The sequence below is a fragment of the Bradyrhizobium sp. AZCC 1693 genome (assembly GCF_036924745.1).
Classification (GTDB): domain Bacteria; phylum Pseudomonadota; class Alphaproteobacteria; order Rhizobiales; family Xanthobacteraceae; genus Bradyrhizobium.
On record NZ_JAZHSD010000001.1, the window covers coordinates 5,185,476 to 5,211,281 of the forward strand.

Sequence of the window (25,806 nt, forward strand, 5' to 3'; positions counted from 1 at the left end):
CAAACCGGGGAACGTCGGCGCTGTTCGTTTGTTCCCAAGTCCTTGTCGTTCCTGCCCAAGCCCGCCGCCGCAGCCCCGCATATGGTGTTCGATGCCGCGACGCCAAGATCGGCATTCATCTCCGCAACCCCTTCGGCACCAAGCCGCTCTGCTCAGGCGCCGCCGTCCAGGAGGACAAGATGAATCACAACGAGCTCGCTGCAAACCAACGGCTGATCGATGCGTCTGGAAGATCCTCGCTCAACGATGCCCGGCGCGTTGTGATCGCAGCGGCCATCGGCAATACGCTGGAGTGGTACGATTTCCTGGTCTACGGATTGCTGGCGCTGACGATTGCCAAGCTGTTTTTTCCTGTCGGCAGCGAACTGACCTCGTTGCTGTTGTCGCTCGCCACGTTCGGAGTTGGGCTGGTGATGCGCCCCATCGGCGCCCTGGTTCTTGGAATCTATGCCGATCGCGTGGGCCGCAAGGCCGCGCTCACCCTGACAATCTTCATCATGGCGCTGGGCACAGGCTTGATTGCAGTTGCGCCGACATATGAGGCGATCGGCATCGGGGCGCCACTGCTCATTGTCCTGGCGCGCCTGCTGCAAGGCTTCTCATGCGGCGGCGAAGTGGGCGGCGCGACAGCGATCCTTGTCGAGAGCGCGCCGGAAGGACGCAGAGGCTTCTATGCAGGCTGGCAGGTCGCTGGCCAGCCGGCGGGCTTCCTGCTCGCCGCAGTTGTCGCGATGGTGGTCACCCTATCGATGACCCCGGCGCAGATCGAATCCGGCGGCTGGCGTTGGCCATTCGCGCTTGGATTGCTGATCGCGCCGGTCGGTCTTTACATCCGATCGAAACTGGACGATCCGGCCGTGTTCCTGAAGGCGCGCGGCGAGGTCGGGGCCGCCGCTATCGCAGACGGGCTGCGGCGCGAGGGTCGGGCTATGCTGATAGCCTCGGGCGTTTCGTTGCTGTACGTCGTCAGCGCCTACGTCCTGTTTGTCTACATGCCGACGTTTGCCGTACGGCAACTTCAGCTTCCCTTCACCGGCGCGTTGTTTGCAAATGCCGTGGCCAACTGCTTTGTGTTTGTCTTCACGCCTGTCACTGCTGCAATTTCGGATCGCGTCGGTCGCAAGCCGATGCTCCAGATCGCGACGCTGGGATATCTGTTGCTGACCTATCCCGCCTTCGCGGTGATCGCATTGTGGCCCAGCCTTGCACTCCTTACAGCCGTGCAATCAGGCTTCGCGGTGTTGATGGCCATCTACGGCGGCGCCGTCATCTCGGTGCTGGCGGAGCTGTTCCCGACAAGTGTGCGCTCCACCGCTGTCGGATTGGTCTACAACCTCGTTGCAGTAATTGGCGGATTTGCGCCTGCGGTCGTCACCTGGCTGATGGCAGCGACCGGCGATGCGCGTGCGCCGGCCTTCTACGTGATCGCCGCGGCCATCGTCAGCGGCAGCGCCCTCTTCTGGCTGCGGGATCGATACGCGGAGCCGCTGCGATAATCCACCCTTCCGCAACAAGACCCGGTATGCCCCGGAGAGGCCAACCATGAAGGTGTTGATCAATGGCGCGGGTATCGGCGGGCTCACGATGGCGCTGAGCCTGGATGCGGTCGGCATCGAGTGCGGGCTATTCGAGCGGTCTCGCAGCATTCGTGAGCTGGGTGTCGGCATCAATATTCTGCCGCATGCGGTCAGGGAGCTCGCGGAGCTCGGCCTCCTTGACGCACTCGATCGCGTCGGAAATCGTACCCTTGAACTGATCTATGCCAACAGATTCGGTCAGGAGATTTGGCGCGAACCGCGCGGTATTGAGGCCGGCTACAACTACCCGCAGTTCTCCATTCACCGTGGCAGGCTGCAGAGGATTCTCTACGACGCCGCACGGGTGCGGATCGGCGACGACAGAATCCATGCGGCGCATCAGCTGCAGGATTTCGCACAGGACAACCGTGGCGTCACAGCGACATTTCTCCGACGTGACGACAGTTCGGCTGAAACAGTAACGGCCCGAGGCGACGCTCTGATTGCTGCTGACGGCATCAACTCGGCCGTGCGTCGCGCGTGCTATCCGGACGAAGGGCCACCTGTCTGGAACGGGGTGATGATGTGGCGCGGAGCCGTCGAGTACACGCCTTTTCTAACGGGCCGTTCGATGATCGTTGCCGGCGGATTGGGGTCCAGGCTCGTGCTCTATCCAATCTCGAGCGAGACGACCATCCGCGGCGCCAACCTCCTCAACTGGATTGTCGATGCCAGGGTTGGCGATGGCACCGAGCCGCCGCCCCGACGGGAGGATTGGAACCGGCCTGGCCGGCGCGACGAGGTTTTGCCGCACGTCGAGCGGATATTCCGCTTCTCGGCAATCGATCCTGCCGAGGTGATACGCTCTACGGAGGAATTCTACGAGTATCCCATGTGCGATCGAGATCCCATCCCGCACTGGTCGTTCGGCAGGGTGACCCTGTTGGGTGATGCCGCACATCCCATGCATCCGAACGGCTCCAACGGCGCGAGTCAGGCTATCCTCGACGCGCGCGCGCTCGCGTCGCTGCTCGCCGAAGCAGACGACGTTGTGACCGCGCTCAAGGCATACGAGACGGCCCGCCTGCCGGCGACTGCCAAGGTCGTGCAAGCCAACCGGTCCGGTGGGCCAGAGCGAGTGATTGATGTGATTGAAGGGCGTGCTCCGAACGGATTCGTGAACATCGAGGATGTCGCGCCACGCGCGGAACTGGAGGCAATCGTCAAGGGTTATGCAAGGACGGCAGGCTTCGACCAAACGCATGTCAACCGTTAGCTGTCCAAACTTCCCGGCGGGCCGACATGAAATCGCGCGGTCCACCTCGGAAAGAGGAATTCGCTTCATTCCGGATTTCCGAACTGCGCGAGCCATGCCTCGGCCTCCGCTCGGCGAGGAAATGGCGCACCGCGACCGATGAAGATGGGCACTGTTCGTTCGCCGTGGCGCTATGAAGCGGCATCCCAATTTGCGGTAAACCGTTCCAACGTGCCCGTTTCCTCTCGGAAGCACTGCATCGAAAGTGCCTGACGGAGGCTTTCATGCCACTTCCAACGTGGGAATAGCATTGATCTTCTCTCCAAGCTCCTGCTCGGCCTGCCGCAGATCGTAGCGCTTCTGCAGATTGAGCCACAGGTCCGGACCGTTTCCGCACAGCTTCCCGAGCCGCAACGCCATTGTTGGTGTTACTGGCTGCTTTTCCTCAAGGATGTCATAGAGCGTCTGACGCGACACGCCGAGCAGCTTGGCGATCTCCGTCTTGGGCCGATCCAGCGCCGGCAGAATCTCTTCGCGCAGAAGTTCGCCGGGGTGCATGGGCGGCAAGCCGCGCTTCGGGAGTTTCTTGGTCATCGAACCTTCCTCAATGATAATCTTCCAGATCGACGTCGATTGCATCACCTTCCAACCAGCCGAATGTGATTCGCCAGTTTCCGCTCGCGTTGACCGCATAACGGCCTCTGTCGCGGCCGACGAGTGCGTGAAAACGGAAGCCAGGCAGGTTCATGTCCTCAGGCCGCGATGCATCGTCGAGCGCGCGCAGAATGTTGGCGATACGCCTCGTATTCTGTACGCTGAGCCGGCGCTCGTCTCCGGTCGCGAAGAAGCGTTCCAGGGCCTTGTCTCTGAACGACCGGATCACGCCAATAATGTAAGGCAACACCTTACAAATGTCAAGCGCTGCCTTACGACAATCAGCCCCGACATCAGCTTCGTGAACCTCAATTTGCACATGGAGCGCTATTCTCTCGGGCTCCGCAAGGGTGCAAAATCGGCGGTGTTCGACGGCGATATCGTATTCCAGAGTGGCGCGCCACGGCCGATGAAGATGGGCACTCTTCGTTCGCCATAGCGCTATGATGTGGCATTCCGCTCTACGCGGGCACCGCACGCCGTTCGCCCGAGTGGCCGCGAGCGCTGCCACGCTCGCAGAGACCTCGAAGAACACAGGTTCGCTCCTCTGGCCCGGGCGGTCGGCGGCGCGCCAGGGCAACCTGAACAACGCAAAGTGGCAACGGAAACGCCGGAGATCGCGGCATCGCGCACTGGCGGACGGGGTCGGTTCCGCCTAGTGTGGACCTCGGTGCACCCGAGGTCCACGGCGCCGTCGCGTGGCGGGATCTTACTGGGCTTCGAATAGAACATGCGCAGACTCTTGATTGTATTTTCGACGCTATTCTCGATTTTCATGCAAAACGCTCAGGCCCAGCCGCTAACTGTCGATCCGGAGTCCATAGTCCCGCTGCCGGACAAGTTCGATATGGAGATGCCGGCGCCTGAGGTGCCGCCCGAGATTGCTCGCTTTCAGGGCGCTTGGATCGGAACCTGGCATGACGACAGACATATTCTCGTAGTCGAGCGCGTCACGCCCAACGGGCATGCGAACGTGGTTTTCGCACAATCAGACTCGGCGTTTTACGGCATGAATCGAGAATGGTGGCGGGACAAAGCAACGATCGCAGACGGCGCGCTTACCATGACGGGATTTCGCACCTTCCGATACGCCTTCGATGGTCCGGACCGGTTGTACATGACCGCGACCCTCAAAAACGGCGGCGTCACCTCCGGAACGTTGGTCCGCACCGATACGATACGCCTTGCGGCGGGTGATCGACCGATCGAGTGGCCGTGGCCCGGCGAGCGCGTATCGATTCCGCACCTTGCGGTTCGGACTCCCGATGGCGCACGGCCGATCAAGCTCGAAGCGACATTCTATCCGCCTGTCGGCCCTGGGCCGGCGCCGCTCGCGATCTATACCCACGGATCCGACGTCGGCCGGAATCAACTGAGAACCTGGTCGTTCTCGACCGAGGCGCATTGGCTTCGCGACAACGGTTTTGCTGTAATGGCGCTGATGCGTCGTGGACGCGGCAGGTCCGAGGGAATCAATGGCGAGGAAGACTTTGGGCGTGGTCACGACGGCAGCCTCATTGATGTTTCGGCAGGCGTCGCACAAGCGGTCGAAGACCTCGAATCGGCGATTGCCTATGGCCGCAAACTGCCTGGTGTGTGGCCGGGGCCCGTTCTACTCGCTGGCCAGTCACGCGGCGGGTTTCTCGCCATGCACTATGCCGGCCTCAAGCCCGGCGAAGTGATGGGCGTGGTGAATTTCTCCGGCGGCTGGTACCCCTACGGACCGGTTACCACGCCGTACTATGCGAATGCTGGCCGCGGCGCGGCTGACAAGGTCGCGCAACTCTGGTTGTATGCAGACAACGATCGTCTCTACGACGAAGCCCTGACCCGCGAATACTATCAAGCATTCGTCGCTGCCGGCGGCAGCGCGCGCTTCGAGCTTATCCACGGCGTTCCGGGCGACGGCCACTTGCTGAGGCTTTTTGCTGATCGGTGGCGACCGATCGCCGACAAATTCCTGGCCTCACTCAATCGACAACCCCACTGACCCACTTCGAAGCGTGATGCACTTACAAAGCGTCCTGCGCAATGACGCTTATTGTCGAAGGTTGTCGGAGCCTTGGGAGGGTCGGCGCGCACGAATGAGAGGTCGGTGGGCTGCCGATCTCGACGGCAAGATAAAAGCGACGGTGTCGCTCCGTGCCGTCGAGGGTCGTAAGTGTTTGTCTGCACATTGTTTTGGATGGCATGGTAACGGCACCGTGCAAAACGCCCCAGTGCCGCTTCAACGAAAAAGGTGTTCCGAATCAATATCCCGAGCGCCACCCATCGCAGCGTAGCGGTTTGCCGCGCGTGCTCGGCATGATGTCCGGGCATGATCGCATGCGAGGCCGCTGCCGGACCAACGATGCACCGTCAAGGCTCGCGCTGTGCGCGACCGGCTCCGCCGGCTGGCGGCCTTGACTGCGCCCCGCCGGCCCGGCTCTTTGCCGCCATGCGATCATGGCTTGCTGTAGCACGGCAGCGTGACGTGGCGTGGACTTCGGCCGTTCAGTGGATCGGCCAGGCTTGCCACAGTGCCAAGATCGCAGCGACGCGGTGGCTCGGCAACGCGCAGACGATCACTCGTTGCGGCGGGCTAAGGCAAGTTCGATGCGGGTAGGGCTCTTCGTCCAAAATCACACCGGACAGCGCGCTATTGCGGGCCCTCGGGGCTTTAACGGATTGTGCGATGATGAAGGAGTGCCGCTGAATTGCCCGACGTGTCAAGTATTCGCGCAAAGCGTCCATGTCGACGATCGCCCGCTACCTTGCATGGGGTTGTTTTCGATATTTTTGGTTGGGAGCACGCGCGACGCGGTGTGAGGGATATCCTGCCTGACGCCGCACACAGGCCTTCGCTGTACCGAAATGGCGCACCCGACACGATTCGAACGTGTGACCTTTGCCTTCGGAGGGCAACGCTCTATCCAGCTGAGCTACGGGTGCGTCTGCCGCTCCCTTTAGCCGATTGGCCGGGCAGGGGCAACGGCCCTTGCAGGGGCTGGGGAGACGAAGGTGGCATGGAGCGGGGCCGTGTTTCCCATGCAAAATTCCGATCCGTTCCCTTCAATTGGTGCTAGTCTTGCTGCGTTGAACCATGGATGGGGACGTCCGATGTATAAGAAGGTTCTTCTCGCCTATGACGGTTCGGTCGAGGGGCGGCGCGCGTTGCGGGAGGGCGCAAAGCTCGCACAACTCTGCCGTTCCGAGGTCTTTCTGCTCGCCGTTGTCGAGGTTTCCTCGATCATGACGCCCGAGGCCGGGCTTACGATCCCGATCGAACTGCAGACCGAGGATTACAAGGCCATCCTGAACGAAGGCACCGAGCGGCTGAAGGCGCTGGGATTTTCGCCGATCGCGCGGCTCGAGGTCGGCGATGCCGGGCAGAAAATTGCCGAGGTTGCCGAAGAAATCGGCGCGCATCTCGTCGTCGTCGGCCACCACCCGCAGGGGCCGCTGGCGCGGTGGTTCGGCTCGATCGGCAGCTATCTGGTCAAGCGGCTGCGCTGCAGCGTGCTGGTGGCCCAGACCGAGATCAGCGATGCCGAGTTCGAGCGGCTGAAGCCGGCGGAAACGGCGGCCTCGGGATAAGAAGGCTTACCTTGGCTGGCCTGAACTTAAGCCGTGGGAACGATGACCTTGCCGATCGGCCATAGCGCGATTCCGGCAAGCTTCAGGTGTGCCCAGGCAAAGGGAATCCCGATGATGGTCACCGCCAGCACCACGGCGGTGACGACATGCCCGAGCGCCAGCCACCATCCCGCCAGCACCAGCCAGATGATGTTGCCGATCACCCCGAGCGGCCCGGTGCCGATATCCTCCTGGCCCGTATAGGCGTCGCGGGAGATCGCCGTGAAGCCGAACGGGAACAGGGTGTAGGCCGCGATGTTGAACGCCGCCCGCGCCCAGGGAATCCCGATGATCGTGATCGCCATGACGACGGCGGCGACCAGCCAGCCGAGCGCCATCCATGCGCCGCCGAGAACGATCCAGATGATATTGAGCAGCAGCGAGACCGGTGACATGACTGAAATTCTATCTTGCCGTGTGCGCGATTGAAATCGAAAACCGCCCAGCCGCGGGAACCCGATTGCTCCGGGCTCATCTGGCGCTAAACTCCGGGCCGAACGACCCGGCAACAAGTGTCGACAGGGAGAAACGTCCATGCGTCCGCTCGAATTCGGCTGGTACCTGCCTACGCATGGCGACACCACCGCCTACGGCCTGATGGACGCGCAGATTCCGGGCTCGCCCGAACTGTGCGACCGCGTGGTGCAGGCGGCGGAAGCGGCCGGTTTTGAATATCTCCTGATTCCGGTCGGCTCGGTGTGCTGGGAAGCATGGATCACGGGGGCGTTCATGGCGGCGCGTTCGTCGTCCATCAAGCCGCTGATTGCGGCGCGGCCCGGCTATATCAACCCGGTGCTGCTGGCGAAGATGATCTCGACCTTCGACCAGATGTCGGGCGGGCGCATCTGCATCAACCTGATCGCCGGCCAGAACGAGAGCGAGGTCGAAGGCGAGGGCGTGCGCTACCCCAAGGAAGAGCGTTACGCGCTGATGGAGGAGGAAGTCTCGATCCTGAAGGCGCTGTGGACGACGCGCGGACCGCTAAACTTCGAAGGAAAGTTTCACAAACTTTCGGGCGCGCATATCCGGCCGCGCCCGCACCAGCAGCCGTTTCCAAAATTCTATCTCGGCGGCGGCTCGCGCCAGGCCTGGGAATTGTCGGCCAAGCATTCCGACGTGCATCTGTTCTGGGGCGACCTGCCGGAAAAGATCGCCTCGAACATCGCCGAGATCAGGGAGATGGCGCGTGCGCATGGCCGCGAAAACGACATCGGCTTCGGCATGCGGCTGCAGGTAATCTGCCGCGAGAACGAGGCGGACGCCTGGGAGGCCGCCGATCAACTGGTGCGCCACGCCACCGAGCGGCAGAAGCAGGAAATCCAGACACTTTACAACAAGTCGGAAGCAAACCTGCGCGTGCAGCAGCTTGCCCGCGAGCATGGCGACCTTTTGCTGCCGCATCTATGGACCGGCATCACCAAGGTCCGTCCGGGCGCCGGCATCGCCGTGGTAGGCAATCCCGTCCAGTGCGCCGACACGCTGCAGCAATTCATCGACGCCGGCTGCCATTCCTTCTGCCTGTCCGGCTATCTGCATGACGAGGAGGCCGAGCGCTTCGGCCGGCTGATCCGGCCGATTCTCGCCGGGAACAATCGCGGCCGGTGGGCGGCGTAACGCAGGGACGGACCCGGCGGAGCATGCTGCAGTGCATCCGCCGTAGTTGTTTAACGCCCGGCGGATTGCTGCGGTGCGCTGGCGCACGGCGTTGATATCGCTCGCGGTGGTGTGGGCCCGGCGCTAAGGTTGGGCCTCGCGAATTCAACCAGAGCATGATCCGGAAAAGTGGATGCCGGTTTTCCTCGCGACAAACGCGGAACGCGTTTGCACGGAGATCATGCTCAAACCAAAGAGGTAGAGTGGCGTGACGATTCGAAGAAACGTCATGGCGCTCTAGGTACCGCTAAATGAGTGGATCGAGCTCGGTACTGGCGTGGAGCTCCGCCTTGGAGGACTTCGCGCTGTTTCGAACGCTCAGTTCCGAACAGCGGCTGAAGACACTCAACGCCATGGTCCGCCAGGATCTGGTGCGCGGGCAGATGCTGGTCGCGCAAGGCGGGCCATCGGACTCGCTTTTCCTGGTGCTGCATGGTGCGCTCGCGGTGCGCAAGACCGGCTATAGCGAGCCGATCGCCGAGCTTCGGGCGGGCGAACTGGTGGGCGAGATCGGCTTCTTCGCCAATGTTCCGCGCACGGCCGATGTGATCGCCATCCGCGACACCAGCGTGCTGGCATTGACGCGCCCGGCCTACCAGAAGCTGGTCGAGGAAGCTCCCGCCATCGTCGAGGCGCTGCTGGCTGCGCTGGCGCGGCGGTTCGCCAAGGAGACCGCGCGCATCGCGCCGTTCCCTACCTCGCCGAAGGCGCGAACGGTGGCGCTGATCGACGGCGGCGTGGAGCCGTTGCCGGGCGCTTTCGATCGCCGGATGCGCGAGGGGCTCGCCGCGACCCATGCCGAGATTATCGACGCCGCCCGCCTCCAGGCGATGTTTCCCGGGCGCGCGCTCGATGCGCACGAAGTCACCGAATGGCTCAACAGGCTCGAACACACCGCGCCGCTGGTGGTCTATCTCGGCGGCCGCGATGCCTCGCCATGGGCCCGCAAGGCCATCCGTCAGGCCGACATGGTGGTGTTCGCGTGCCGCGGGGAGGCGCCCGCAGCCGCATTGACTGACATCGAGGCCTTCGCCTGCGAGGTTCATGCCGTATCGGCCAGACGCCTCGTCCGCGTTCATGACCGGCGAAGCGGCGAGGTCAGTGGCACCGCGGCCTGGCTGGCCCGGCTGCCGGCCTTCATGAACCACCATGTCGCCCTCGAAGACCAGATCGATATCGACAGCCTTGTCCGCTTTCTGTGCGGCCGGGCGATCGGTTTCGTCGCCGCTGGCGGCGGCAGTTTTGGGACCGCGCATGTCGGAATCTACAAGGCGTTTCGCGAACGCGGCGTGATGTTCGATATTTTTGTCGGCACCAGCGTCGGCTCCGCCATGGTGGCCGGCTTTGCCAAAAATCTCGAAGCCGAGCATCTCGAGCGCGGCACGCACGAAATCTTCGTCAGGAGCAGAAGCTTTCGGCGGCCGACCTGGCCGCGCTATGCGCTGCTGGATCACAAGGCGTTCGATCGCGCGCTTGCCCATCAGTACGGCCCCGACTGCCGGATCGAGGATTGCTGGCGGCCGTTTGCCGCCGTCGCCACTAACCTTTCGACCCACAATCTCGAACTGATCCGCACGGGGCCGCTCTGGCAGGCGGTACGCGCGTCGAGCGCGATCCCCGGCCTGTTGCCGCCGTTCTACACGCGGGAGGGCGCGATGCTGGTCGACGGGTGTCTGATCGACAATGTCCCGCTGGCGTCGATGCACCAGCTCAAGAGCGGCCCCAATCTCGTCGTGCACTTCGGCGAGCCGGCGGCGGAAATGTTCGACGTCGACTATGCGGCGCTCCCCGGACGGCTCGAACTGATCGCCGCCATGCTGACGCCGTTCCGCAAAAAACTGCTTCCGGCGGCGCCGAGCGCGGTGAACGTGCTGTGGCGAAGTCTCGTGGCGCATCAGCGCTACGATACATTGCCGGTCGGGCCGTTCGATACGGTGATGCGGCCGCCGTTTCCGATCGGGATCGACGTGACGGATTTCGATCGCCACACGGAGATATTTGAAGCTTCCTACCGCTGGGCCAAAGAAGCCATCGCGGCGCTGGAGGCGGGAGACAGTTCGGCGATTGCCGCCATACTCGACACCGGTGCGCTGGAACGGCGTCAGGCGACGGCCGTCGCAGCTTCCAATCGCGCGCCCAGCAATCGCCTCGCCTCGGCCGCCGGCTTCGGCGCGCTGAACAGATAGCCCTGCATCTGGGTGCAGCCAAGCTGGCGCAGCATCTCGCGCTGCTGCTCGGTCTCGACGCCTTCGGCTGTCGTGGTCATGTTGCGGGCTGCGGCGATGTTCACCACCGCCTGCACGATCGCGGCCGAGCCGTCGACCTCGATGTCGCTGACGAAGCAGCGGTCGATCTTGATCTTGTCGAACGGGAACCGCTTCAGGTAGCTCAACGAGGAGAAACCGGTGCCGAAATCGTCGAGCGCGATGCGCACGCCGATGCCACGAAGCTGATGCAGGATTTCAAGCGCGCTTTCGTCGTCATGGATCAGCACCGCCTCGGTGATTTCGATCTCGAGCCGGTCGGGCGGCAGGCCGGAGGCGGCAAGCGCGCCCGTGATCCGCAGCGCCAGCGTCGGCGACTTCAACTGGACCGGAGAAACGTTGACGGCGAGCCTGACCCGCGGCGGCCAGCCGGCCGCCTCGGTGCAGGCGGTCTGCATGACCCAGTCGCCGAGTTCGTTGATCAGGCCGGTGTCCTCGGCGACCGGAATGAATTCCGCCGGCGAGATCATGCCGCGTTCGGGATGACGCCAGCGCAACAGCGCCTCGCAGCCCGTCACCTCGCCGCTCGCGAGATCGAGCAACGGCTGATAGTGGATTTCGAAGGCGCCGTCGGCCAGCGCCTGCCGCAGATCCTGCTCCATGGTGAGCCGCGCCTTGGCGCGGGCATCCATGGCAGGCTCGAAGAAGCGATGGACGCGGCGTCCCTCGGCCTTGGCGGCGTACATCGCGAGGTCGGCGTGCTTGATCAACTGGTCGAGTTCGGTGCCGTCCTCCGGCGCGAGCGCGATGCCGATGCTGGCGTCGGTCGAAAGATGATGTCCGAGGCATTGATAAGGCTGGCGTATCGCCTCGTAAATGCGGGTCACGAATTCCTCGACGTCGGCGCGGCCGCTGATTGAAGTCTGAATCACCGCAAATTCGTCGCCGCCGAGGCGGGCGATGAGATCGCCCGGCTTGATGCAATCCTTGAGGCTGGTTGCGACCGCTTTCAAAAGTTCATCGCCGACATGGTGTCCGAGCGAGTCGTTGATGCCCTTGAATTCGTCGATGTCGATATAGAGCAGCGCGAATTGCTGGCCGCGTACGGCCTTGCGAAGCTCGCGCTCGATCTGCTCGCGGAACAGCACCCGGTTCGGAAGGTCGGTCAGCGCGTCGTAATGCGCCAGATGCGCGATCTTCTCGTTGGCAAGCCGGCGCTCGGTAACGTCGTCGACGACGTTGATGATGTAGCGCGCCTGACCCGCCGCATTGCGGATGCCGAGCCGCCTGGAGGTGAGGTAGCGCGGGCCCATCCCCTGGGTTTCCCAGATGTGCTCGTCCTTGAACAGGCCGTCGGGAGATTGCAGCGTTTTCTCCTCGTCGGCCGCGATGATGTCGGCGGCCGCTTCTGGAAAGATGTCGGAGGTTGTCTTGCCGATGATCAGGTCGCGCGAAATGCCGAACTGGGCTTCCGCCACGCGGTTGACCAGCAGATAGCGCCCGTCGTGCACGTCCTTCACGGTGATCTGAGAGGGGATGTGATCGATGATCTGGCTCAGGAAGGCGTAGTTGCGGTCGCGCTCCTGTTCGAGATTGCGCCGCTCGGTGATGTCTTCCATGGTGGCGACCCAGCCGCCATCCGCCAGCGGCTTTCTCACGGTCAAGAGCGTGCGCCCGTCGGCACATTGGATGATGCTGTGGCTCGCCTTCTCGCGACCGATGTTCCGCACCACCGAGTTACAGAACTCGTCGACGTCGCCATCGAACGAGCCGCAGTCCTTGCGATGCTGCATCAGGTCGCGCAAATGACAGCCCGGCTTCACCACGTCGGCCGACAGATTGTGCATGTCGATGTAGCGCTGGTTGAAGGTGACGAGGCGTGCCGAGGCGTCGAACGTCGCCAGGCCCTGGATCATGTTGTTCAGGGCCGTATCGAGTCGACCCCGCTCAGCTTCCAGCCGCCGCTGCGCGTCGCGGCTCTGCCGGGTGATCTGCCGGATGATCAGGAACAGGATCAGGGCAATCACCGCCGCCGCCAGCGTTGCCGCGATAACCAGGAACCTGGTTTGTTCGTGCCAATCGGCCAGCGCGGCGGTAACTGTGTTGGTCGCGACCACGATACCGGAGTAGTGACCGAGCGGGGCTGCAGATCCCAGCCTTTCCGTCTGGTCGATCGGGCTTTGTACGCGCAGCGTCTGCCGGGTGCCCCGCTCCCGGACCCGCTGCAGCAGCGGCGCTTTCGCGAAATTCTGGCCGATCAGTTCGTCGACCCGCGGATAGCGGGCCAGCAGGGTGCCATCGGCATGAAACATCGAGATGGCGGCGCCGGTTCCGAGGGCGACGGAGGCGAAGAATTTTTCGTAGTTGACCGGGTTGATGCGCCGCGTCATCACGCCGAGAAAGACGCCGTCTTCGCCTCGCAATCGATGGGCGATGACGGAATTCAGATCGCCGGTAAGATAGCTGCGAACCGACTCGGTCTGAACGGATGGTGATCGCGAATCGAATTTGAAGCTCTTGAAGTAGGCCCGCTCGGCAATGTTGAGCCTCGGCGCCGGCAGCGGCCGCGACCAGTTGATCATGTCGCCATTGGAATCGAAGATGGAGATGTCGCCGAGATAGGACAGGACGCCCGCCTTGGATCTCAGGATCTCGCGTGCTTCGGAGCTCGCGGCATGTTTCCGAAATTCCTTCTCCGAGGCGATGCCGGAGATTTGCAGCCGGGAGATCACGTCGTCGGCGAGCGTGTCGGAATCCTCGAACTGCTGGTCGAAGTGACGGGCGAGCAGGAGCACGGTGTTCTCCAGCTCGCGTTCGCTGTTGAAGAGCGCGCGCTCGCGGAATTCACTGGTCATCGTGATGGTGCCGACGAAAATCGCCGCGACCAGCAGACTGCCGCAAAGGGTCAGCCACAACACCGGACCCCGGATGGTCGCGGCAAGGTGCCACCCGGTGGCTGCGGTTCGGGCCTTCATGCCGTGCAGGTGGTGAAACAGACCGGGCATTCTCCCTTCTCCCGGGAACATGCATACGATGGGCGGATGCCATAAGCCGTTAGGAAATCCGGTTACCTAAGGCTTAATCGGATGTCCTTTCGGGGGCGCGATCGCGGGCAGAAGCGGTATTCCACCGCATCTGCCGGTCGGTGGAGATGAAGCGCCTGTTCGCGGCAAGCTTCCGATCCTTCAGCGGCGATAGCCGCCGGCGCGCGAATAGGTGGGGCGGTTTTCCTGTGCCGGCCGGCTCGCGAGGCCGGCGCGCGCCTCGCTGGCGCGCGGGGTTGCCAGCTTGAGGTCTTCCAGGAAAGTCGGCCTCGAGAAGTAAAAGCCCTGGGCGTAGCGGATCTTGGTCGCGGCCTGCAGATAGGCCAGTTCCTCGAAGCTTTCGAGCCCTTCGGCGATCACGGTCATGCCGAGCGCTTCGCTTAAGGATTCGATCGCCCGCAAGATGCCCTGGCTGCGCGGACGCTTATGGATGTCGGTGATGAAGGAGCGGTCGATCTTGATTTCGTCGGCGGTAATGTCGGCCAGCGCCGACAGCGACGAATAGCCGATGCCGAAATCGTCGATCGAGATCTTGACGCCGAGGTTGCGGAAGATCGGCAGGATCTCGTCCTGAAAATGCGTCTTGGTGACGAAGGCGTCTTCCGTCACCTCGATCATGAAGCGCGTTGGAAATCCGGTGGCCTCGAGCGCCTCTGCGAACGGCCGCATGAATTCGGGATTGCCGGCCTGCTTGGCTGCGACGTTCATGCTGATCGTGGTGTTGGGACCGAAGGTCTCGTTGATCAGGTCGATCGACTTGACGATCTCCGCCAGCACCAGGTGGGTCAGTTCGTCGATCAGGCCCAGTTCGGTGGCAAGGTTGATGAAGGTGCTGGGGGCCTGAATCACGCCCTCGTCGTCGCGCAGGCGCACCAGCGCCTCGACGCCCATGACCTCCTGGGTGCGGATATCGACCTTGGGCTGGAAGGCGCAGCAAAAGCGCTTTTCCAGGATCGAGAGCCGCAGCGATTGCTCGATCTTCATCCGCGCCAGCGCTTCGCGCTCCATGCTGGCATCGAAGAACGCCGCGGCGCCCTTGCTGCCGTTCTTGACGCGGTACATCGCGATGTCGGCGTTCTGGCGCAGCACCTCATAGCTCCGCCCGTGCTCGGGATAGAGGCTGACGCCGATCGAGGTCGAGGCGAAGATCTCGGACTGGTCGATGAAGAACGGCGCCTTCAGCCGCTGCAGGATGAAGTGGATGTACTCTTCGACCTCGGCGTCGCTCTGGATCGGGTTGAGCAGCAGCACGAACTCGTCGCCGCTGATCCGCGACAGGATGTCGGAATCGCGCAGGTCCAGACCCAGCCGCTTGGCCATCTCGACCAGCAGCGCGTCGCCGACCGCGTGTCCGTAGTAGTCGTTGATGTGCTTGAAATTGTCGACGTCGAGAAACGCCAGCGCGAAACGGCCCTGTCCGTTGTCGTACTTGAGGAGACTGTTGACGCGATGCTCGATGACGCGCCGCGTCGGCAGGCCTGTCAGTTCGTCGTAATAGGCGGAGCGGAACAGGTGATCCTCGAACGCCTTCTGTTCGCTGATGTCGGTGGAGCTCGAGATCAGCAAATTGCGCCCGGCGACCCGGACCGGCCGATGCGAGGTGAGAACCACCTGCTTGGCCGAACCGCCGGCGATGGCTTCTTCCAGCACGGCCGGGCGGCCGGCGCGCAGCAATTCGAGACAGGTTTCGCGGCGATCGCTCACTTGCGAGGCTGACGGCGCCGCGGCGGCCGCCTCCAGCAGGGCAGCCGCGGCATCGTTGATCAGCACGAACTCGCCGTGCTCGTCCTGAACCGTCACGCCGGCCGGAAGCAACCTGAAGACATCCCGCAGGATGTTCAATTCGGATTCAAATATGCTTTCATCGCTGGCCTGCGTCGCGGCCGTCTGAAAGTCGTGCTTATTGGAACTATGCATGCCACGGAGCTTGGCAAAGTCCCTTGTAGTATTGGTTAAGCGGAACTGCGAAAAACCGGGACAACCGTAGAAGTCGGTGATTTCCAGCGGCGCCGGGCGTGATCGTCATTAACAGAATGTCAACGCCGAAGCAGAGGGCCGCTTGCGGGGTGAATGTCGCCTCACGCGCTTTTGCCGGTGCGACGGAGATTTTGCGTCGGGACTTCGCGGGGAAGTGCTCTAATTCGCGGGAAGCCGGCATTGCATCGTGCAATGCACGCCGGTCTTGAGGTAGCGGATCTCCGTCTTGCCGTCGAACGCGCGAAGCGCCGATTGCAACAGCTTGGTGCCGAAGCCCGCCGGGCCGACGTTGTCGACCACGGGACCTTCCGTTTCATCCCAGGTGATGTTGAGGCGATTCTCCGACACCGACCACGACACCTGCAACAGTCCGCGGGCCGAAGAAAACGCGCCGTACTTGCCCGCATTGGTGGCCAGCTCATGAAAGATCAGCGCCAGGCTGACCGCCAGCTTGGCCGGCAGGAACAGTGGATCGCCGTTCAGATTGAACCGGACATGGCCGTACGGTCCGAGTTCGGAGTGCAGCATATCCTTGATGTCGCAGCCGCGGCCGTCCAGCCGCGCGATCAAATCGTCGGTCGCCGACAGCGCGCGGAGGCGGCTATCGATGCTGCCCCAGATCTGCGGCTGGTTCTGCAGCACCTGATGCAGCACGGCGTGGATGGTCGACGTCTTGTTCTTGAGCCGGTGCTGCAATTCCTCGACCAGGAGCTTGCGGTATTCCTCTTCCTTGATCAGGCGTTTCGCATCTTCGCGCTGTTGCGCCATGATCGTCCGGTAATGCTCGACGCCCCAGATGGCGAAGCCGCAAACCGCCCAGAACATCAGCAGCAGCGCAAACCGCGCGGAATCGGCAATGGCACCACTGAAATTGACGGTAGCGCCGAGCGCGCCTCCCGCGATTGCCGTCGCGATCCCGATCCGGGCGCCGCCGACGGCAGCGGCCAGAAACACGGCCGGGAAATACGGCGTGAAGAATACGTCAGTGCGGATCTGGGCAATCCCCCACCGGGCAATTGTCGACAGGACGAGACAGCCGCCTGCGAAGGCCGTGCTGAAAAGCAGCGAAGGCTGGGAAATTCCCTGCCAGCCGCGCCGGAACTCGTCGATCAATTTCTTCATCGGAATTGTCACTTCACGTGATCAGCGAATCCAAAATATGGCCGAACCTGAAGGAATCCCGGGATTTCACCGTGAACGTTGGCAGGTCAGCCGGGATCGGCGGGCAGAGTACGATGGAACAAGCCCGCTTGCGTTGTTCCCGGCGGCCGGGAATATTGGATCCAACTGAGATCAACAGGAGGTAACGCGATGGGACGGCTGGACGGCAAGGTCGCGGTTATTACCGGCGCGACAAGCGGTATCGGACTGCATACCGCGGAGATCTTCGTCGCCGAAGGCGCGAAGATCGTGATTGCCGGGCGGCGCGCGCCGGAAGGCGAGGCGCTGGCCAAAAAGCTCGGCGCCAACTGCATTTTCCGCCAGACCGACGTCACGGTGGAAGAGCAGATGAAGGCGCTGATCGCCCTTTCGGTGGAGAAGTTCGGCCGCATCGATTGCCTGTTCAACAATGCCGGCGGTCCGGCGCAGACCGGCGGCATCGAAGGCCTCGAGGTCGAGCGCTTCGACGCGGCGCTGGCGACGCTGGTTCGCAGTGTCATGCTCGGCATGAAACATGCTGCGCCCTATATGCGCAAACAGGGCTCCGGCAGCATCATCAACAATGGCAGCATCGCCGGCCGCCTGGCCGGCTTTTCGTCGTCGATGGTCTATAGTGCGGCGAAGGCCGCCGTCATCCATCTCACCAAATGCGTCGCGATGGAGCTCGGCGAAGCCAACATCCGCGTGAACTCGATCTCCCCCGGCGCGATCGCGACGGGCATTATCGGCAAGGCGCTGGGCCTGCCGGTGGAGGCTGCCGAAAAGACCTCCTCAGTCATGCGCGAGATCTACAAATCGGTCCAGCCCATACCGCGCGCCGGCCTGTCTGAGGATATCGCGCATGCCGCGGTGTTTCTGGCGAGCGACGAATCCTCCTTCATCAACGGCCACGACCTGGTGGTCGATGGCGCCATGACCGGCGGCCGCAACTGGAGCCAGCAGCAGCAGAGCTATGTCGCGCTGAAGAAGGCGTTCGATCAGGGCGCGTAGTAGGCGGTTCGTCATTCCGGGGCGATGCGGAGCATCGAACTACGGTGCGCAATTGCGCACCTGAGAATCTCGAGATTCCCCGATGCGCAATTGCGCATCTGAGGTCTGGTGCTAGCGCACCATCCCGGAATGACGGATGTAAGAAGCAGCCCTTGGGAGAGACGCAAATGTCTGCAACATTCCGCCTGTCACCGATATCAGAAGGCCGTCCGTTCTACCTCGCCGTCATCGCCGGCCTCGCCTGCGCCTTCGTCATCGGCAAGGCGCTGCCATCGACCGTGGATGCGATCTCGGCAGTCATCGAGCCGCTATGCATGAGCAGCGATCCGGCCGGCTCGACACAGGACGTCGTCGAGCCGATCTCATCGCACGCGTTGCCGAACGTGCCGGGCAAGCGCGTGACGATCGTGCGCGTGTTCTATGGCCCCGGCGGGTTCACGCCTGCGCACCGGCACGCCGGTTCGGTCACCGCCTATGTCACCAAGGGCGAGATCCGCTCGCAATTGGCGGGCGGTCCGGTCGAGACATTTGGGGTCGGTCAGTCGTTCTTCGAGCCTCCGGGCGCCGTGCATCTGGTCTCGGCCAATGCCAGCATGACCGAGCCCGCCGAATTGATCGCGGTGTTCGTCGCCGACGAGGGCGCGCAACTCACGACGCTGGTGAAGTGAATGTTGCGCTAAATCGTAGGGTGGGCAAAGCGAAGCGTGCCCACCATCTCTCGATACCACGTATGTGAATGGTGGGCACGCTGCGCTTTGCCCACCCTACACACCAGGTCTCACACCGCCTTCAACACCACGCGCAAGCCATCCCGCGGTTTCGGGATCGGCCACATCTGCCAGTCCGCTTTGTAGCCGGGCTCCAGCGACACTTCGAGGTTCTGCAGGAAATGCCGCGCAAAACACTTCGCCTGCATGTAGGCGAAGTGCAGGCCAAGGCACATATGCGCGCCGCCGCCATACGGCACCCAGGCGAAGCGGTGGCGGTTGCGCAGCGCGTCGTCCGAGAAGCGCATCGGGTCGAACTTATCCGGCTCAGACCAGATCTCCGGCATATGGTGCGTGAACAGCGGGTTGACGCCGACCAGCGTGCCGGCGGGAAGGTCATACCCCCTGAACGAAAAGTCGCGCACCGCGCGGCGCGGCATCGACGGCACCGGCGGCTTCAGTCGCAGCGCTTCCTTGAACGCCATTTCCGATAGCGGCATCTTTTCGAGATTGTCGATGCTGGAGGGATCGTTGGCCTCGATGCCGAGGCCTTTGACTTCCTCGCGCAACTGCTGCTGCCATTCGGGGTGGGCGGCAAGCTCGCCGACAAAGGAGGTCAGCGACGATGTCAGCGTGTCATGCGCCGCCATCATCAGAAAACTCATGTGGTCGATGATGTCCTGGGTTGACAGCAGCGCGCCGTCCTCGTGCGTCGCCTGGCACAGTTGCGAGAACAGGTCATTGCCGCCGCCCCGCGCGCGGCGGATCGGAATCTGCTCGGCGAAGTAGGCAACAATCCGCTTGCGGCCCGCAACGCCGCGGCCCATCTGCGTGAACGGCAGCGGCCGCCGGATCGGCGCCACGGCTGCGGCCACCATGTCGATGAATGCGCGGGTGATCTCGTCGACCTCAGGCCCGATCTCGGCGCCGAGGAACGACGTCGCCGCCAGATCGAGCGTGAGCTGCTTCATCGCCGGATACACCAGCATCTCGCCCGGCCGCGCCTTCCACTGCTTGACCCGCGCGGCAATGCCGCGGTCGAGATCGACGAGGTAGGACTTCATCGGCCCCGACTTGAACGCGACCGACAGCGCGCGGCGGTGCAGGCGGTGCTCTTCAAAATCCAGCAGCATCAGCCCGCGCGGAAACAACAGGCCCAGGATCGGTCCCCAGCCATGGGTGGAGGAGAACAGGCGCGCCTGGTCGAACAGCACGAGCTCGTTGGCCTCGGGCCCGAGCATCGTCACGCTGGTCTCGCCGAACAGATGGGTGCGGTAGATCAGACCGTATTTGGCGGCTGACTTCTCAATCTGTCCTTTGGGGTCTGCCAGCACCGCCAGCGTGTTGCCGATGAACGGCCAGCCCTCGTTACCGGGAATGTGCCGTAACGCCTTGGGGTTCGGCGGCACCGGGATATTCGACATGGCAATTGCTCCGGTTGAGCTTCTAAAATCGCAAATATGATCCAACGTGTTGGTGGCTTTGTCGCGGCCTTAAATATTGGCGCGCGCCGGTGACGCACCTAGTTAAATACCCGTTTGTTTCGTCGCCACAAGTGCGATGGCTCACAATGCCGCAATCCATTCGCAGCGCAGGAAATCATGCAGGAGTATTACAGGAAGTAGGGCGCTTTGGCGCAATAATCGGGCAAGCCCGCAAGCCCCGTCATTGCGAGGGGCGTAAGCGACGAAGCAATCCATGCCTCCGCGTGCCGCGCGATGGATTGCTTCGCTGACGCTCGCAATGACGGTGACAGGCCTCGTCGCCCTAACGCTTACCCATCACGCCTTGCGCTTGGCCGCCTCCTTCTGCAGGTCCGGCGCGTTGATGGTCGGGATCGCGACGCGGCCGGGCCCGGTGTGCTGCAAGGCGGCGGCGGCCTTTTCGTTCTCCATGATTTTCGCCATCACGGCCTGGCCCGCGCGCTCGAACACCGCGCGGTTCTCGACCAGGAATTTCTGCGAATCGCGCAATCCCTTGACGTAGCCGTTGATTTCGGGGATCACGTAGCGTGCGACCATGTCCCAGCTGCGGCGGGTATTTTCCGGGTTGGCCCAGTCGTGCACGAAGCCGATGATGGTGCCGACGCCGCCCGAGACGTGCATCAGGTTCTTGATGGTTTTGACGAGATCATCCGGCGTGCCGATGGTGGACGCGGCGTTTTCGCCGCCCGCGGTTTTCTCGATCGCATCCTCGGGCGAGGTGAACGGCTCCAGCCCCGGCCGCTGCAGCGTGCGGACGTTATATTCGTTGTGCCAGCGCATCAGGCCCGGGCCGGCCTCGCGCTGCGCCTGTTCGCGGTTCTCGGCGATGTGCCAGGAAAGCAGCACGCGCCAGTCGGAGCGGCTCACCGTGGTGCCGGCCTTCTTCGCGGCGTCTTCGGCGAAGCCCCATTGCGTCGGCAGCGCCATCAGGCCCTGCGTCGACATCGAGCCGAGCGAGATGATGCCGATGCCGTATTTGCCGGCAAGCGTCATGCCCGATGGCGAGATCTGCGAGGCCACCACAAACGGCATGTCTTCCTGCAGCGGCAATAGCTGCAGCGCGGCGTCGTTCATGGTGAACCAGTCGCTCTTGGCGGTGACGCGCTCACCCTTGAACAGACGGCGGATGATCGCGATCGCTTCATCCTGACGGTCGCGCTGCGTCATCGGGTCGATGCCGAGCGTGTGCGCGTCGGAGGCAAGCGCCCCCGGTCCGGAGCCGAAGATGGCGCGTCCGCCGGTCATCCAGTCGAGCTGCACCATGCGCTGGGCTACGTTGTAGGGGTGGTGATAGGGCAGCGAGATCACGCCGGTGCCGAGCTTGATGCGCTTGGTGCGCTCGCCCGCGGCCGCCAAAAACATTTCCGGCGAGGCGATCATTTCCCAGCCCGAGGAATGGTGCTCGCCGCACCAGAATTCGTCGAAACCGAGCGCGTCGATCTGCTCGACGAAATCGAGGTCGCGGCGGAATTGCAGCAGCGGATTCTCGCCGATCGGATGATGCGGGGCGAGAAAGGCTCCGAACTTCAGGCGTGCCATGGGGTTTTCTCTCCGGATTCTTGTTCTTTTGCTCAGGTCCCAAGCTACGGGGTGAGCCGGAGCAAGGCAATCCTTGCACCCCGCGGCCAGCGCATGGTTGTCGCGCAGAGTCCACCGACTTGCCGTCGCCCGGAATTCCGCACTGGGGCGGAATGGATGCCGCAGGCCGACTTCCGGCCAAGGCCGGGCAGGAAAGATCGCTTACCTCCGGAGTAATCGCCGACATGACCAAATCCTGAAACCATCCGATGCAGGAGATCCCGAACGAGGTCCGTTCCCATGCATCAGATCGTCTCAGCCCCCGTCGAGACCTCGCGCCGCTGGTGGGTGCTCGCGACCGTCGTCGCGGCGCAATTCATGTTCGGGGTCGATGCCTTCATCGTCAACGTCGCGATCCCGACGATCGCGGCAGAACTGCACGCGAGCGCGGCGCAGATCGAGGCTGTGATCGCGATCTACCTGATCGCCTATGCCACGCTGGTGGTCACCGGCGGGCGGCTCGGCGATATCTACGGCGCGCGAAACGTGTTCATATCAGGCGTCGCGGGCTTCACCGTCACATCGCTGTGGTGCGCCCTGGCGCAATCCGGCCCTGAACTGATCGCCGCGCGGCTGGCGCAGGGCGCGACCGCGGCGCTGATGGTGCCGCAGGTGCTTGCCACCATTCACCTGTTGTTCGCAGATAGCTCGCGCGCCCGCGCCTTCGGCATTTACGGCATCGTGCTCGGGCTTGCCGGCGCGGCCGGCTTCGTGCTCGGCGGCATCCTGGTCACGCTTGATCTGGCGGGGCTCGGCTGGCGCGCGGTGTTTTTCGTCAACGTGCCGTTCGGCGCGCTCATCATGGTGGCGGCCTTCAGGATCATGCCGGCGTTTCAGCGCCGCCCCGGGACACGGCTGGATATTCCCGGCGCCATCGTGCTGTTTCTCGGCCTGCTATGTCTGATCGGCCCGCTGCTGTTTGGCCACGACGTGCACTGGTCGCCCATGGTCTGGCTGGTGATGGCGGCGGGCGCGGTCATCATCGCCGCCTTCCTGCGGCTGGAGCGCGCGGTCGCCCGCCGCGGCGGCATGCCGCTGATCGATCTCGCGCTGCTGACGGACAAGGCGTTCATGCGCGGGCTTGCCGCCGTGTTCTTTTTCTTCTTCGCCAATCTGTCGTTCTACCTGGTCATGACGATCTACATGCAGAAGGGGCTGCATATTCCGCCGCTGCAGGCTGGCCTCGTCTTCCTGCCCCTGGCGCTGAGCTTCGTAATCGCTTCGCGCCGTAGTGGAGCGCGTACGAAATATCGCGGCACGCTGGTGCTGATCGAGGGCTGCGCGGTGCAGATTGTCGGCCTTGCTGCATTGGTGATGGCGATCGAATGGATCGATACGCCGTCCGCAATGGCCCTTGCCCTGGTGCTGACGATCTTCGGCTACGGCCAGGGGCTCGTCATGGCGCCATTGTCGAGCGCGGTGCTCTCGACCGTGAAGCCTGTGAGCGCCGGTGCAGCTTCCGGCATCTACGGCACGACGGCGCAGATTGCGAATGCCGCAGGCGTCGCGGCGATCGGCGCGGTATTCTTCGCGATCGAATCGAATCAGTCGAGCCGGCTGGCGCTACTCGTCGCCTGCGCGCTGTTTGCGCCGTCGATTATCGCCTGCGCCGCATTCCTGACATGGATGCGTCAGGTCACAGGATGACAAATTAACGTCATCTGCCAAAATTTGATTGTGGGGAATGACAGTGCACGGCCTTTTTATTTCGCAGTGCGGCAACTATCTGTTTCAAGTAACGTCATTAAGAACAATCACCCAGACACAATCGCCCCAGGAGCCATCTTGTCGCTCGCGAAGAACGTCGAATTCTTGCGCCATTTCCCGAAGCTGAACGGGTTCAATGGCTTGGGAATCTATGGCCGAACCGCTTCACCAGCGGGCAGTCCGCTCGTTGAAATCTCAGGATTTGGCACCAATCCCGGCGCGCTAAAAATGTTTGCCTATGTGCCGGAGCAATCGCCGCGCGCGGCCGCGCTGGTCGTCGTCCTGCACGGCTGCGGCCAGACTGCGGCTGCTTACGACTTCGGCACCGGCTGGTCGACGCTCGCCAAGCGCTATGGCTTTGCATTACTGATGCCCGAACAGCAGGCCGCGAACAACGCCAACACCTGTTTCAACTGGTTCAATCCGGGCGACATCGCGCGCGGCCGCGGCGAGGCCGCGTCGATCCGGCAGATGGTCGCGCGGATGGTTGCCGATCACAAAATCGATCCGCGCCGCATCTACGTGACCGGGCTTTCCGCCGGCGGCGCGATGACGTCGGTGATGCTGGCGGTCTATCCGGAAGTATTCGCAGGCGGCGCCATCATCGCCGGTCTGCCCTATGGCATTGCCAGCAATGTCCGGGAAGCGCTGGGCGGCATGATGCAGTCGACATCGCGCCCCGCCGGCAAGTTGGGCGATCTCGTCCGCAAGGCCTCCAAGCACAAGGGCCCCTGGCCGAAAGTGTCGGTGTGGCACGGCAGCGCCGACCGCACGGTGAACCCGGGCAACGCCAACGAGATCGTCAAGCAATGGCTCGACGTTCACGGTCTGCCGGGCGAGCCGATGTCGATGGGGGATGTCGATGGTCATCCGCGCGAGGTCTGGTGGAACGCCGACGGCGAGACCGTCGTCGAGTCCTACACCATCACCGACATGGCCCATGGCACGCCGCTGGGCTTGGCCGGCAATGACGAGCGCTATGGCGCGGAAGGCGCGTTCCTGATCGAAGCGGGGATCTCGTCGTCCTATCACATCGCTGATTTCTTCGGCCTGACCGGGCGCGTCTGTCCGGCCAGCGAGACGGCCAAACCGGCGCCGGCGCCGAAGGTCGTTCCATCCGCTGCCACGGAATCCCTGCAGTCGTCCGATCTCGCCGCCACGCTCTGGTCAAGGTCCCACAAGCCGGTTCGCCAACCCAAGCCAGCGCCGCGCGAACCAAAGCGCCGTGGCATCGACGTCGGCGCCGTCATTACCCGCGCGCTGACGGCGGCGGGACTGATGAAATAGCCGCGCGGGCCTCGAGCATGATCCCGAAAGGTGGAAACCGGTTTTCGCTCGGGACAAACGCGAAGCGTTTGCCCGGAGATCATGCTCAAACAAAGAGATGAGATGATGCGATTCTCTCAGATCGCATCATGATCCAGCGGAATTAAATTCCGATCTCGCCGGTGATGAACGGATTGGTCAGGCGTTCCTGGCCGATGCTGGAGCCGGCGCCATGGCCGCAGATGAATCCCACGTCGTCGCCGAGCGGCAGCAGTTTTTCCTTGATCGAACTGATCAGCGTGGCGTGGCTGCCGCCGGGCAGATCGGTGCGCCCGACCGAGCCGTTGAACAGCACGTCGCCGACATGGGCGAAGCGCAATTCCTTGTTGAAGAACACCACGCTTCCCGGTGAATGGCCGGGGCAGTGCAGGATGTCGAAGGTGAGATCACCGATCGAGACAGAATCGCCTTCGTCGAGCCAGCGGTCGGGGCCGAAATTGCGCACGCCGGTCATGCCGAAGCGCTCGCCGCTGCTCACGACATTGTCGAGCAGGTATTTGTCGGCGATGTGCGGGCCCTCGATCTTGACCTGCAGCATGTCGCGCAGTTCGGCGGCGCCGCCGACATGGTCGATATGGCCGTGGGTGAGCCAGATCTTCTCGACCGTGACGCCGCTCTGCTTGATCGCCTCCAGAATCTTGGGAACGTCCCCGCCGGGGTCGATCACGACGGCCTTCTTGGAAGGCTCGTGCCAGATGATGGTGCAGTTCTGCTCGAACAGCGTCACCGGCACGATCATCGCGCCGGCCTTGGCCTGGGTCTCGGTTTTGTCATCCATGGCAGGCACCATATTCCACCTTGAAAAGGGGTCAACACGGGCGGGAACCGATATGTGGCCCGTTTCAGTCCGTGATAGAGTTTCACAGACGGATATTTGGTGGCGGAAGCCGGAATTCGCATCGGTCAGATCGCGATTTTCGGCCGGGATCGCAGT

At 63.0% G+C, this 25,806-nt stretch carries 19 protein-coding genes and 1 tRNA gene; 10 read left to right on the top strand and 10 right to left on the bottom strand.

Going from position 1 to position 25,806, the window contains the following annotated elements; translation table 11 throughout:
* Window positions 1-179: 179 nt before the first annotated feature.
* Together V1293_RS24745 and V1293_RS24750 are read left to right on the top strand one after the other, a co-directional pair.
* Complete coding sequence (locus tag V1293_RS24745) at window positions 180-1,496, top strand: MFS transporter (RefSeq protein ID WP_334512995.1); 1,317 nt, start codon at window positions 180-182, stop codon at window positions 1,494-1,496.
* A gap of 46 nt (window positions 1,497-1,542) precedes the next feature.
* Entirely contained in the window at window positions 1,543-2,793 is a 1,251-nt protein-coding gene (locus tag V1293_RS24750; protein ID WP_334512997.1) for a flavin-dependent oxidoreductase, read from the top strand.
* Between the two features lie 261 nt (window positions 2,794-3,054).
* On the opposite strand, the gene V1293_RS24755 is transcribed toward V1293_RS24750, so the two are convergent.
* Both V1293_RS24755 and V1293_RS24760 read right to left on the bottom strand, forming a co-directional pair.
* Window positions 3,055-3,366, bottom strand: coding sequence for a HigA family addiction module antitoxin (locus tag V1293_RS24755; protein WP_334512999.1), 312 nt, complete (start codon window positions 3,364-3,366; stop codon window positions 3,055-3,057).
* Between the two features lie 10 nt (window positions 3,367-3,376).
* Window positions 3,377-3,961, bottom strand: coding sequence for a type II toxin-antitoxin system RelE/ParE family toxin (locus V1293_RS24760; protein ID WP_334513001.1), 585 nt, complete (start codon window positions 3,959-3,961; stop codon window positions 3,377-3,379).
* Window positions 3,962-4,156: 195 nt separating this feature from the next.
* Here V1293_RS24760 and V1293_RS24765 point away from each other — a divergent pair, with 195 nt between their 5' ends.
* Entirely contained in the window at window positions 4,157-5,416 is a 1,260-nt protein-coding gene (locus tag V1293_RS24765; protein ID WP_334513003.1) for an alpha/beta hydrolase family protein, read from the top strand.
* Between the two features lie 864 nt (window positions 5,417-6,280).
* Here the strand turns inward: V1293_RS24765 and V1293_RS24770 are convergent.
* Window positions 6,281-6,357, bottom strand: a tRNA-Arg gene (locus tag V1293_RS24770).
* Between the two features lie 168 nt (window positions 6,358-6,525).
* Here V1293_RS24770 and V1293_RS24775 point away from each other — a divergent pair.
* Window positions 6,526-7,002, top strand: coding sequence for a universal stress protein (locus V1293_RS24775; RefSeq protein WP_334513004.1), 477 nt, complete (start codon window positions 6,526-6,528; stop codon window positions 7,000-7,002).
* Window positions 7,003-7,028: 26 nt separating this feature from the next.
* On the opposite strand, the gene V1293_RS24780 is transcribed toward V1293_RS24775, so the two are convergent.
* Complete coding sequence (locus V1293_RS24780; protein WP_334513006.1) at window positions 7,029-7,436, bottom strand: YccF domain-containing protein; 408 nt, start codon at window positions 7,434-7,436, stop codon at window positions 7,029-7,031.
* A gap of 139 nt (window positions 7,437-7,575) precedes the next feature.
* On the opposite strand from V1293_RS24780, the gene V1293_RS24785 reads away from it, so the two are divergent.
* On the top strand, window positions 7,576-8,655 hold the full coding sequence (locus tag V1293_RS24785) for an LLM class flavin-dependent oxidoreductase (RefSeq protein ID WP_334513008.1): 1,080 nt from the start codon (window positions 7,576-7,578) through the stop codon (window positions 8,653-8,655).
* 290 nt (window positions 8,656-8,945) lie between these two features.
* The gene (locus V1293_RS24790; protein ID WP_334513010.1) at window positions 8,946-10,880 is read left to right on the top strand and encodes a patatin-like phospholipase family protein; all 1,935 of its coding nucleotides are present in this window, start codon (window positions 8,946-8,948) and stop codon (window positions 10,878-10,880) included.
* Here V1293_RS24790 and V1293_RS24795 read toward each other — a convergent pair.
* From V1293_RS24795 to V1293_RS24805, 3 genes are all read right to left on the bottom strand, one after another.
* Window positions 10,796-13,903 carry a bifunctional diguanylate cyclase/phosphodiesterase gene (locus V1293_RS24795; RefSeq protein ID WP_442894278.1) on the bottom strand — a complete coding sequence of 1,036 codons (3,108 nt, stop codon included), beginning with the start codon at window positions 13,901-13,903 and terminating at the stop codon, window positions 10,796-10,798. The genes V1293_RS24790 and V1293_RS24795 overlap by 85 nt on opposite strands.
* A 180-nt stretch (window positions 13,904-14,083) precedes the next feature.
* On the bottom strand, window positions 14,084-15,859 hold the full coding sequence (locus V1293_RS24800; protein ID WP_334513012.1) for a putative bifunctional diguanylate cyclase/phosphodiesterase: 1,776 nt from the start codon (window positions 15,857-15,859) through the stop codon (window positions 14,084-14,086).
* Window positions 15,860-16,078: 219 nt separating this feature from the next.
* Window positions 16,079-17,041, bottom strand: a complete 963-nt coding sequence (locus V1293_RS24805) for a sensor histidine kinase (protein ID WP_334513014.1) — start codon at window positions 17,039-17,041, stop codon at window positions 16,079-16,081.
* A 189-nt stretch (window positions 17,042-17,230) separates the two neighbouring features.
* Here V1293_RS24805 and V1293_RS24810 point away from each other — a divergent pair, with 189 nt between their 5' ends.
* Both V1293_RS24810 and V1293_RS24815 read left to right on the top strand, forming a co-directional pair.
* Window positions 17,231-18,070, top strand: a complete 840-nt coding sequence (locus tag V1293_RS24810; RefSeq protein WP_334513017.1) for an SDR family NAD(P)-dependent oxidoreductase — start codon at window positions 17,231-17,233, stop codon at window positions 18,068-18,070.
* 167 nt (window positions 18,071-18,237) lie between these two features.
* A complete protein-coding gene (locus V1293_RS24815; protein ID WP_334513019.1) occupies window positions 18,238-18,738 on the top strand; it encodes a cupin domain-containing protein in 501 nt (166 codons plus the stop codon).
* A gap of 110 nt (window positions 18,739-18,848) precedes the next feature.
* Here the strand turns inward: V1293_RS24815 and V1293_RS24820 are convergent, their stop codons facing one another.
* Window positions 18,849-20,201 (bottom strand): cytochrome P450, encoded by a 1,353-nt coding sequence (locus V1293_RS24820; protein ID WP_334513020.1) that lies wholly within the window; start codon window positions 20,199-20,201, stop codon window positions 18,849-18,851.
* 357 nt (window positions 20,202-20,558) lie between these two features.
* On the bottom strand, window positions 20,559-21,800 hold the full coding sequence (locus V1293_RS24825; protein ID WP_334513023.1) for an LLM class flavin-dependent oxidoreductase: 1,242 nt from the start codon (window positions 21,798-21,800) through the stop codon (window positions 20,559-20,561).
* A 279-nt stretch (window positions 21,801-22,079) separates the two neighbouring features.
* Between V1293_RS24825 and V1293_RS24830 the strand changes: the two genes are divergently transcribed.
* Both V1293_RS24830 and V1293_RS24835 read left to right on the top strand, forming a co-directional pair.
* Window positions 22,080-23,486 (top strand): MFS transporter, encoded by a 1,407-nt coding sequence (locus V1293_RS24830; RefSeq protein WP_334513025.1) that lies wholly within the window; start codon window positions 22,080-22,082, stop codon window positions 23,484-23,486.
* Window positions 23,487-23,624: 138 nt separating this feature from the next.
* Window positions 23,625-24,833, top strand: a complete 1,209-nt coding sequence (locus tag V1293_RS24835; protein ID WP_334513027.1) for an extracellular catalytic domain type 1 short-chain-length polyhydroxyalkanoate depolymerase — start codon at window positions 23,625-23,627, stop codon at window positions 24,831-24,833.
* A gap of 142 nt (window positions 24,834-24,975) precedes the next feature.
* Here the strand turns inward: V1293_RS24835 and V1293_RS24840 are convergent, their stop codons facing one another.
* Complete coding sequence (locus V1293_RS24840; RefSeq protein WP_334513030.1) at window positions 24,976-25,650, bottom strand: MBL fold metallo-hydrolase; 675 nt, start codon at window positions 25,648-25,650, stop codon at window positions 24,976-24,978.
* Between the last annotated feature and the right edge of the window lie 156 nt (window positions 25,651-25,806).

Coding starts and splice junctions, on each gene's coding strand:
- V1293_RS24745 (WP_334512995.1), top strand. CDS start 180: ATGAATCACAACGAGCTCGCTGCAAACCAACGGCTGATCGATGCGTCT.
- V1293_RS24750 (WP_334512997.1), top strand. CDS start 1,543: ATGAAGGTGTTGATCAATGGCGCGGGTATCGGCGGGCTCACGATGGCG.
- V1293_RS24755 (WP_334512999.1), bottom strand. CDS start 3,366: ATGACCAAGAAACTCCCGAAGCGCGGCTTGCCGCCCATGCACCCCGGC.
- V1293_RS24765 (WP_334513003.1), top strand. CDS start 4,157: ATGCGCAGACTCTTGATTGTATTTTCGACGCTATTCTCGATTTTCATG.
- V1293_RS24775 (WP_334513004.1), top strand. CDS start 6,526: ATGTATAAGAAGGTTCTTCTCGCCTATGACGGTTCGGTCGAGGGGCGG.
- V1293_RS24780 (WP_334513006.1), bottom strand. CDS start 7,436: ATGTCACCGGTCTCGCTGCTGCTCAATATCATCTGGATCGTTCTCGGC.
- V1293_RS24785 (WP_334513008.1), top strand. CDS start 7,576: ATGCGTCCGCTCGAATTCGGCTGGTACCTGCCTACGCATGGCGACACC.
- V1293_RS24790 (WP_334513010.1), top strand. CDS start 8,946: ATGAGTGGATCGAGCTCGGTACTGGCGTGGAGCTCCGCCTTGGAGGAC.
- V1293_RS24795 (WP_442894278.1), bottom strand. CDS start 13,903: ATGCCCGGTCTGTTTCACCACCTGCACGGCATGAAGGCCCGAACCGCA.
- V1293_RS24800 (WP_334513012.1), bottom strand. CDS start 15,859: ATGCATAGTTCCAATAAGCACGACTTTCAGACGGCCGCGACGCAGGCC.
- V1293_RS24805 (WP_334513014.1), bottom strand. CDS start 17,041: ATGAAGAAATTGATCGACGAGTTCCGGCGCGGCTGGCAGGGAATTTCC.
- V1293_RS24810 (WP_334513017.1), top strand. CDS start 17,231: ATGGGACGGCTGGACGGCAAGGTCGCGGTTATTACCGGCGCGACAAGC.
- V1293_RS24815 (WP_334513019.1), top strand. CDS start 18,238: ATGTCTGCAACATTCCGCCTGTCACCGATATCAGAAGGCCGTCCGTTC.
- V1293_RS24820 (WP_334513020.1), bottom strand. CDS start 20,201: ATGTCGAATATCCCGGTGCCGCCGAACCCCAAGGCGTTACGGCACATT.
- V1293_RS24825 (WP_334513023.1), bottom strand. CDS start 21,800: ATGGCACGCCTGAAGTTCGGAGCCTTTCTCGCCCCGCATCATCCGATC.
- V1293_RS24830 (WP_334513025.1), top strand. CDS start 22,080: ATGCATCAGATCGTCTCAGCCCCCGTCGAGACCTCGCGCCGCTGGTGG.
- V1293_RS24840 (WP_334513030.1), bottom strand. CDS start 25,650: ATGGATGACAAAACCGAGACCCAGGCCAAGGCCGGCGCGATGATCGTG.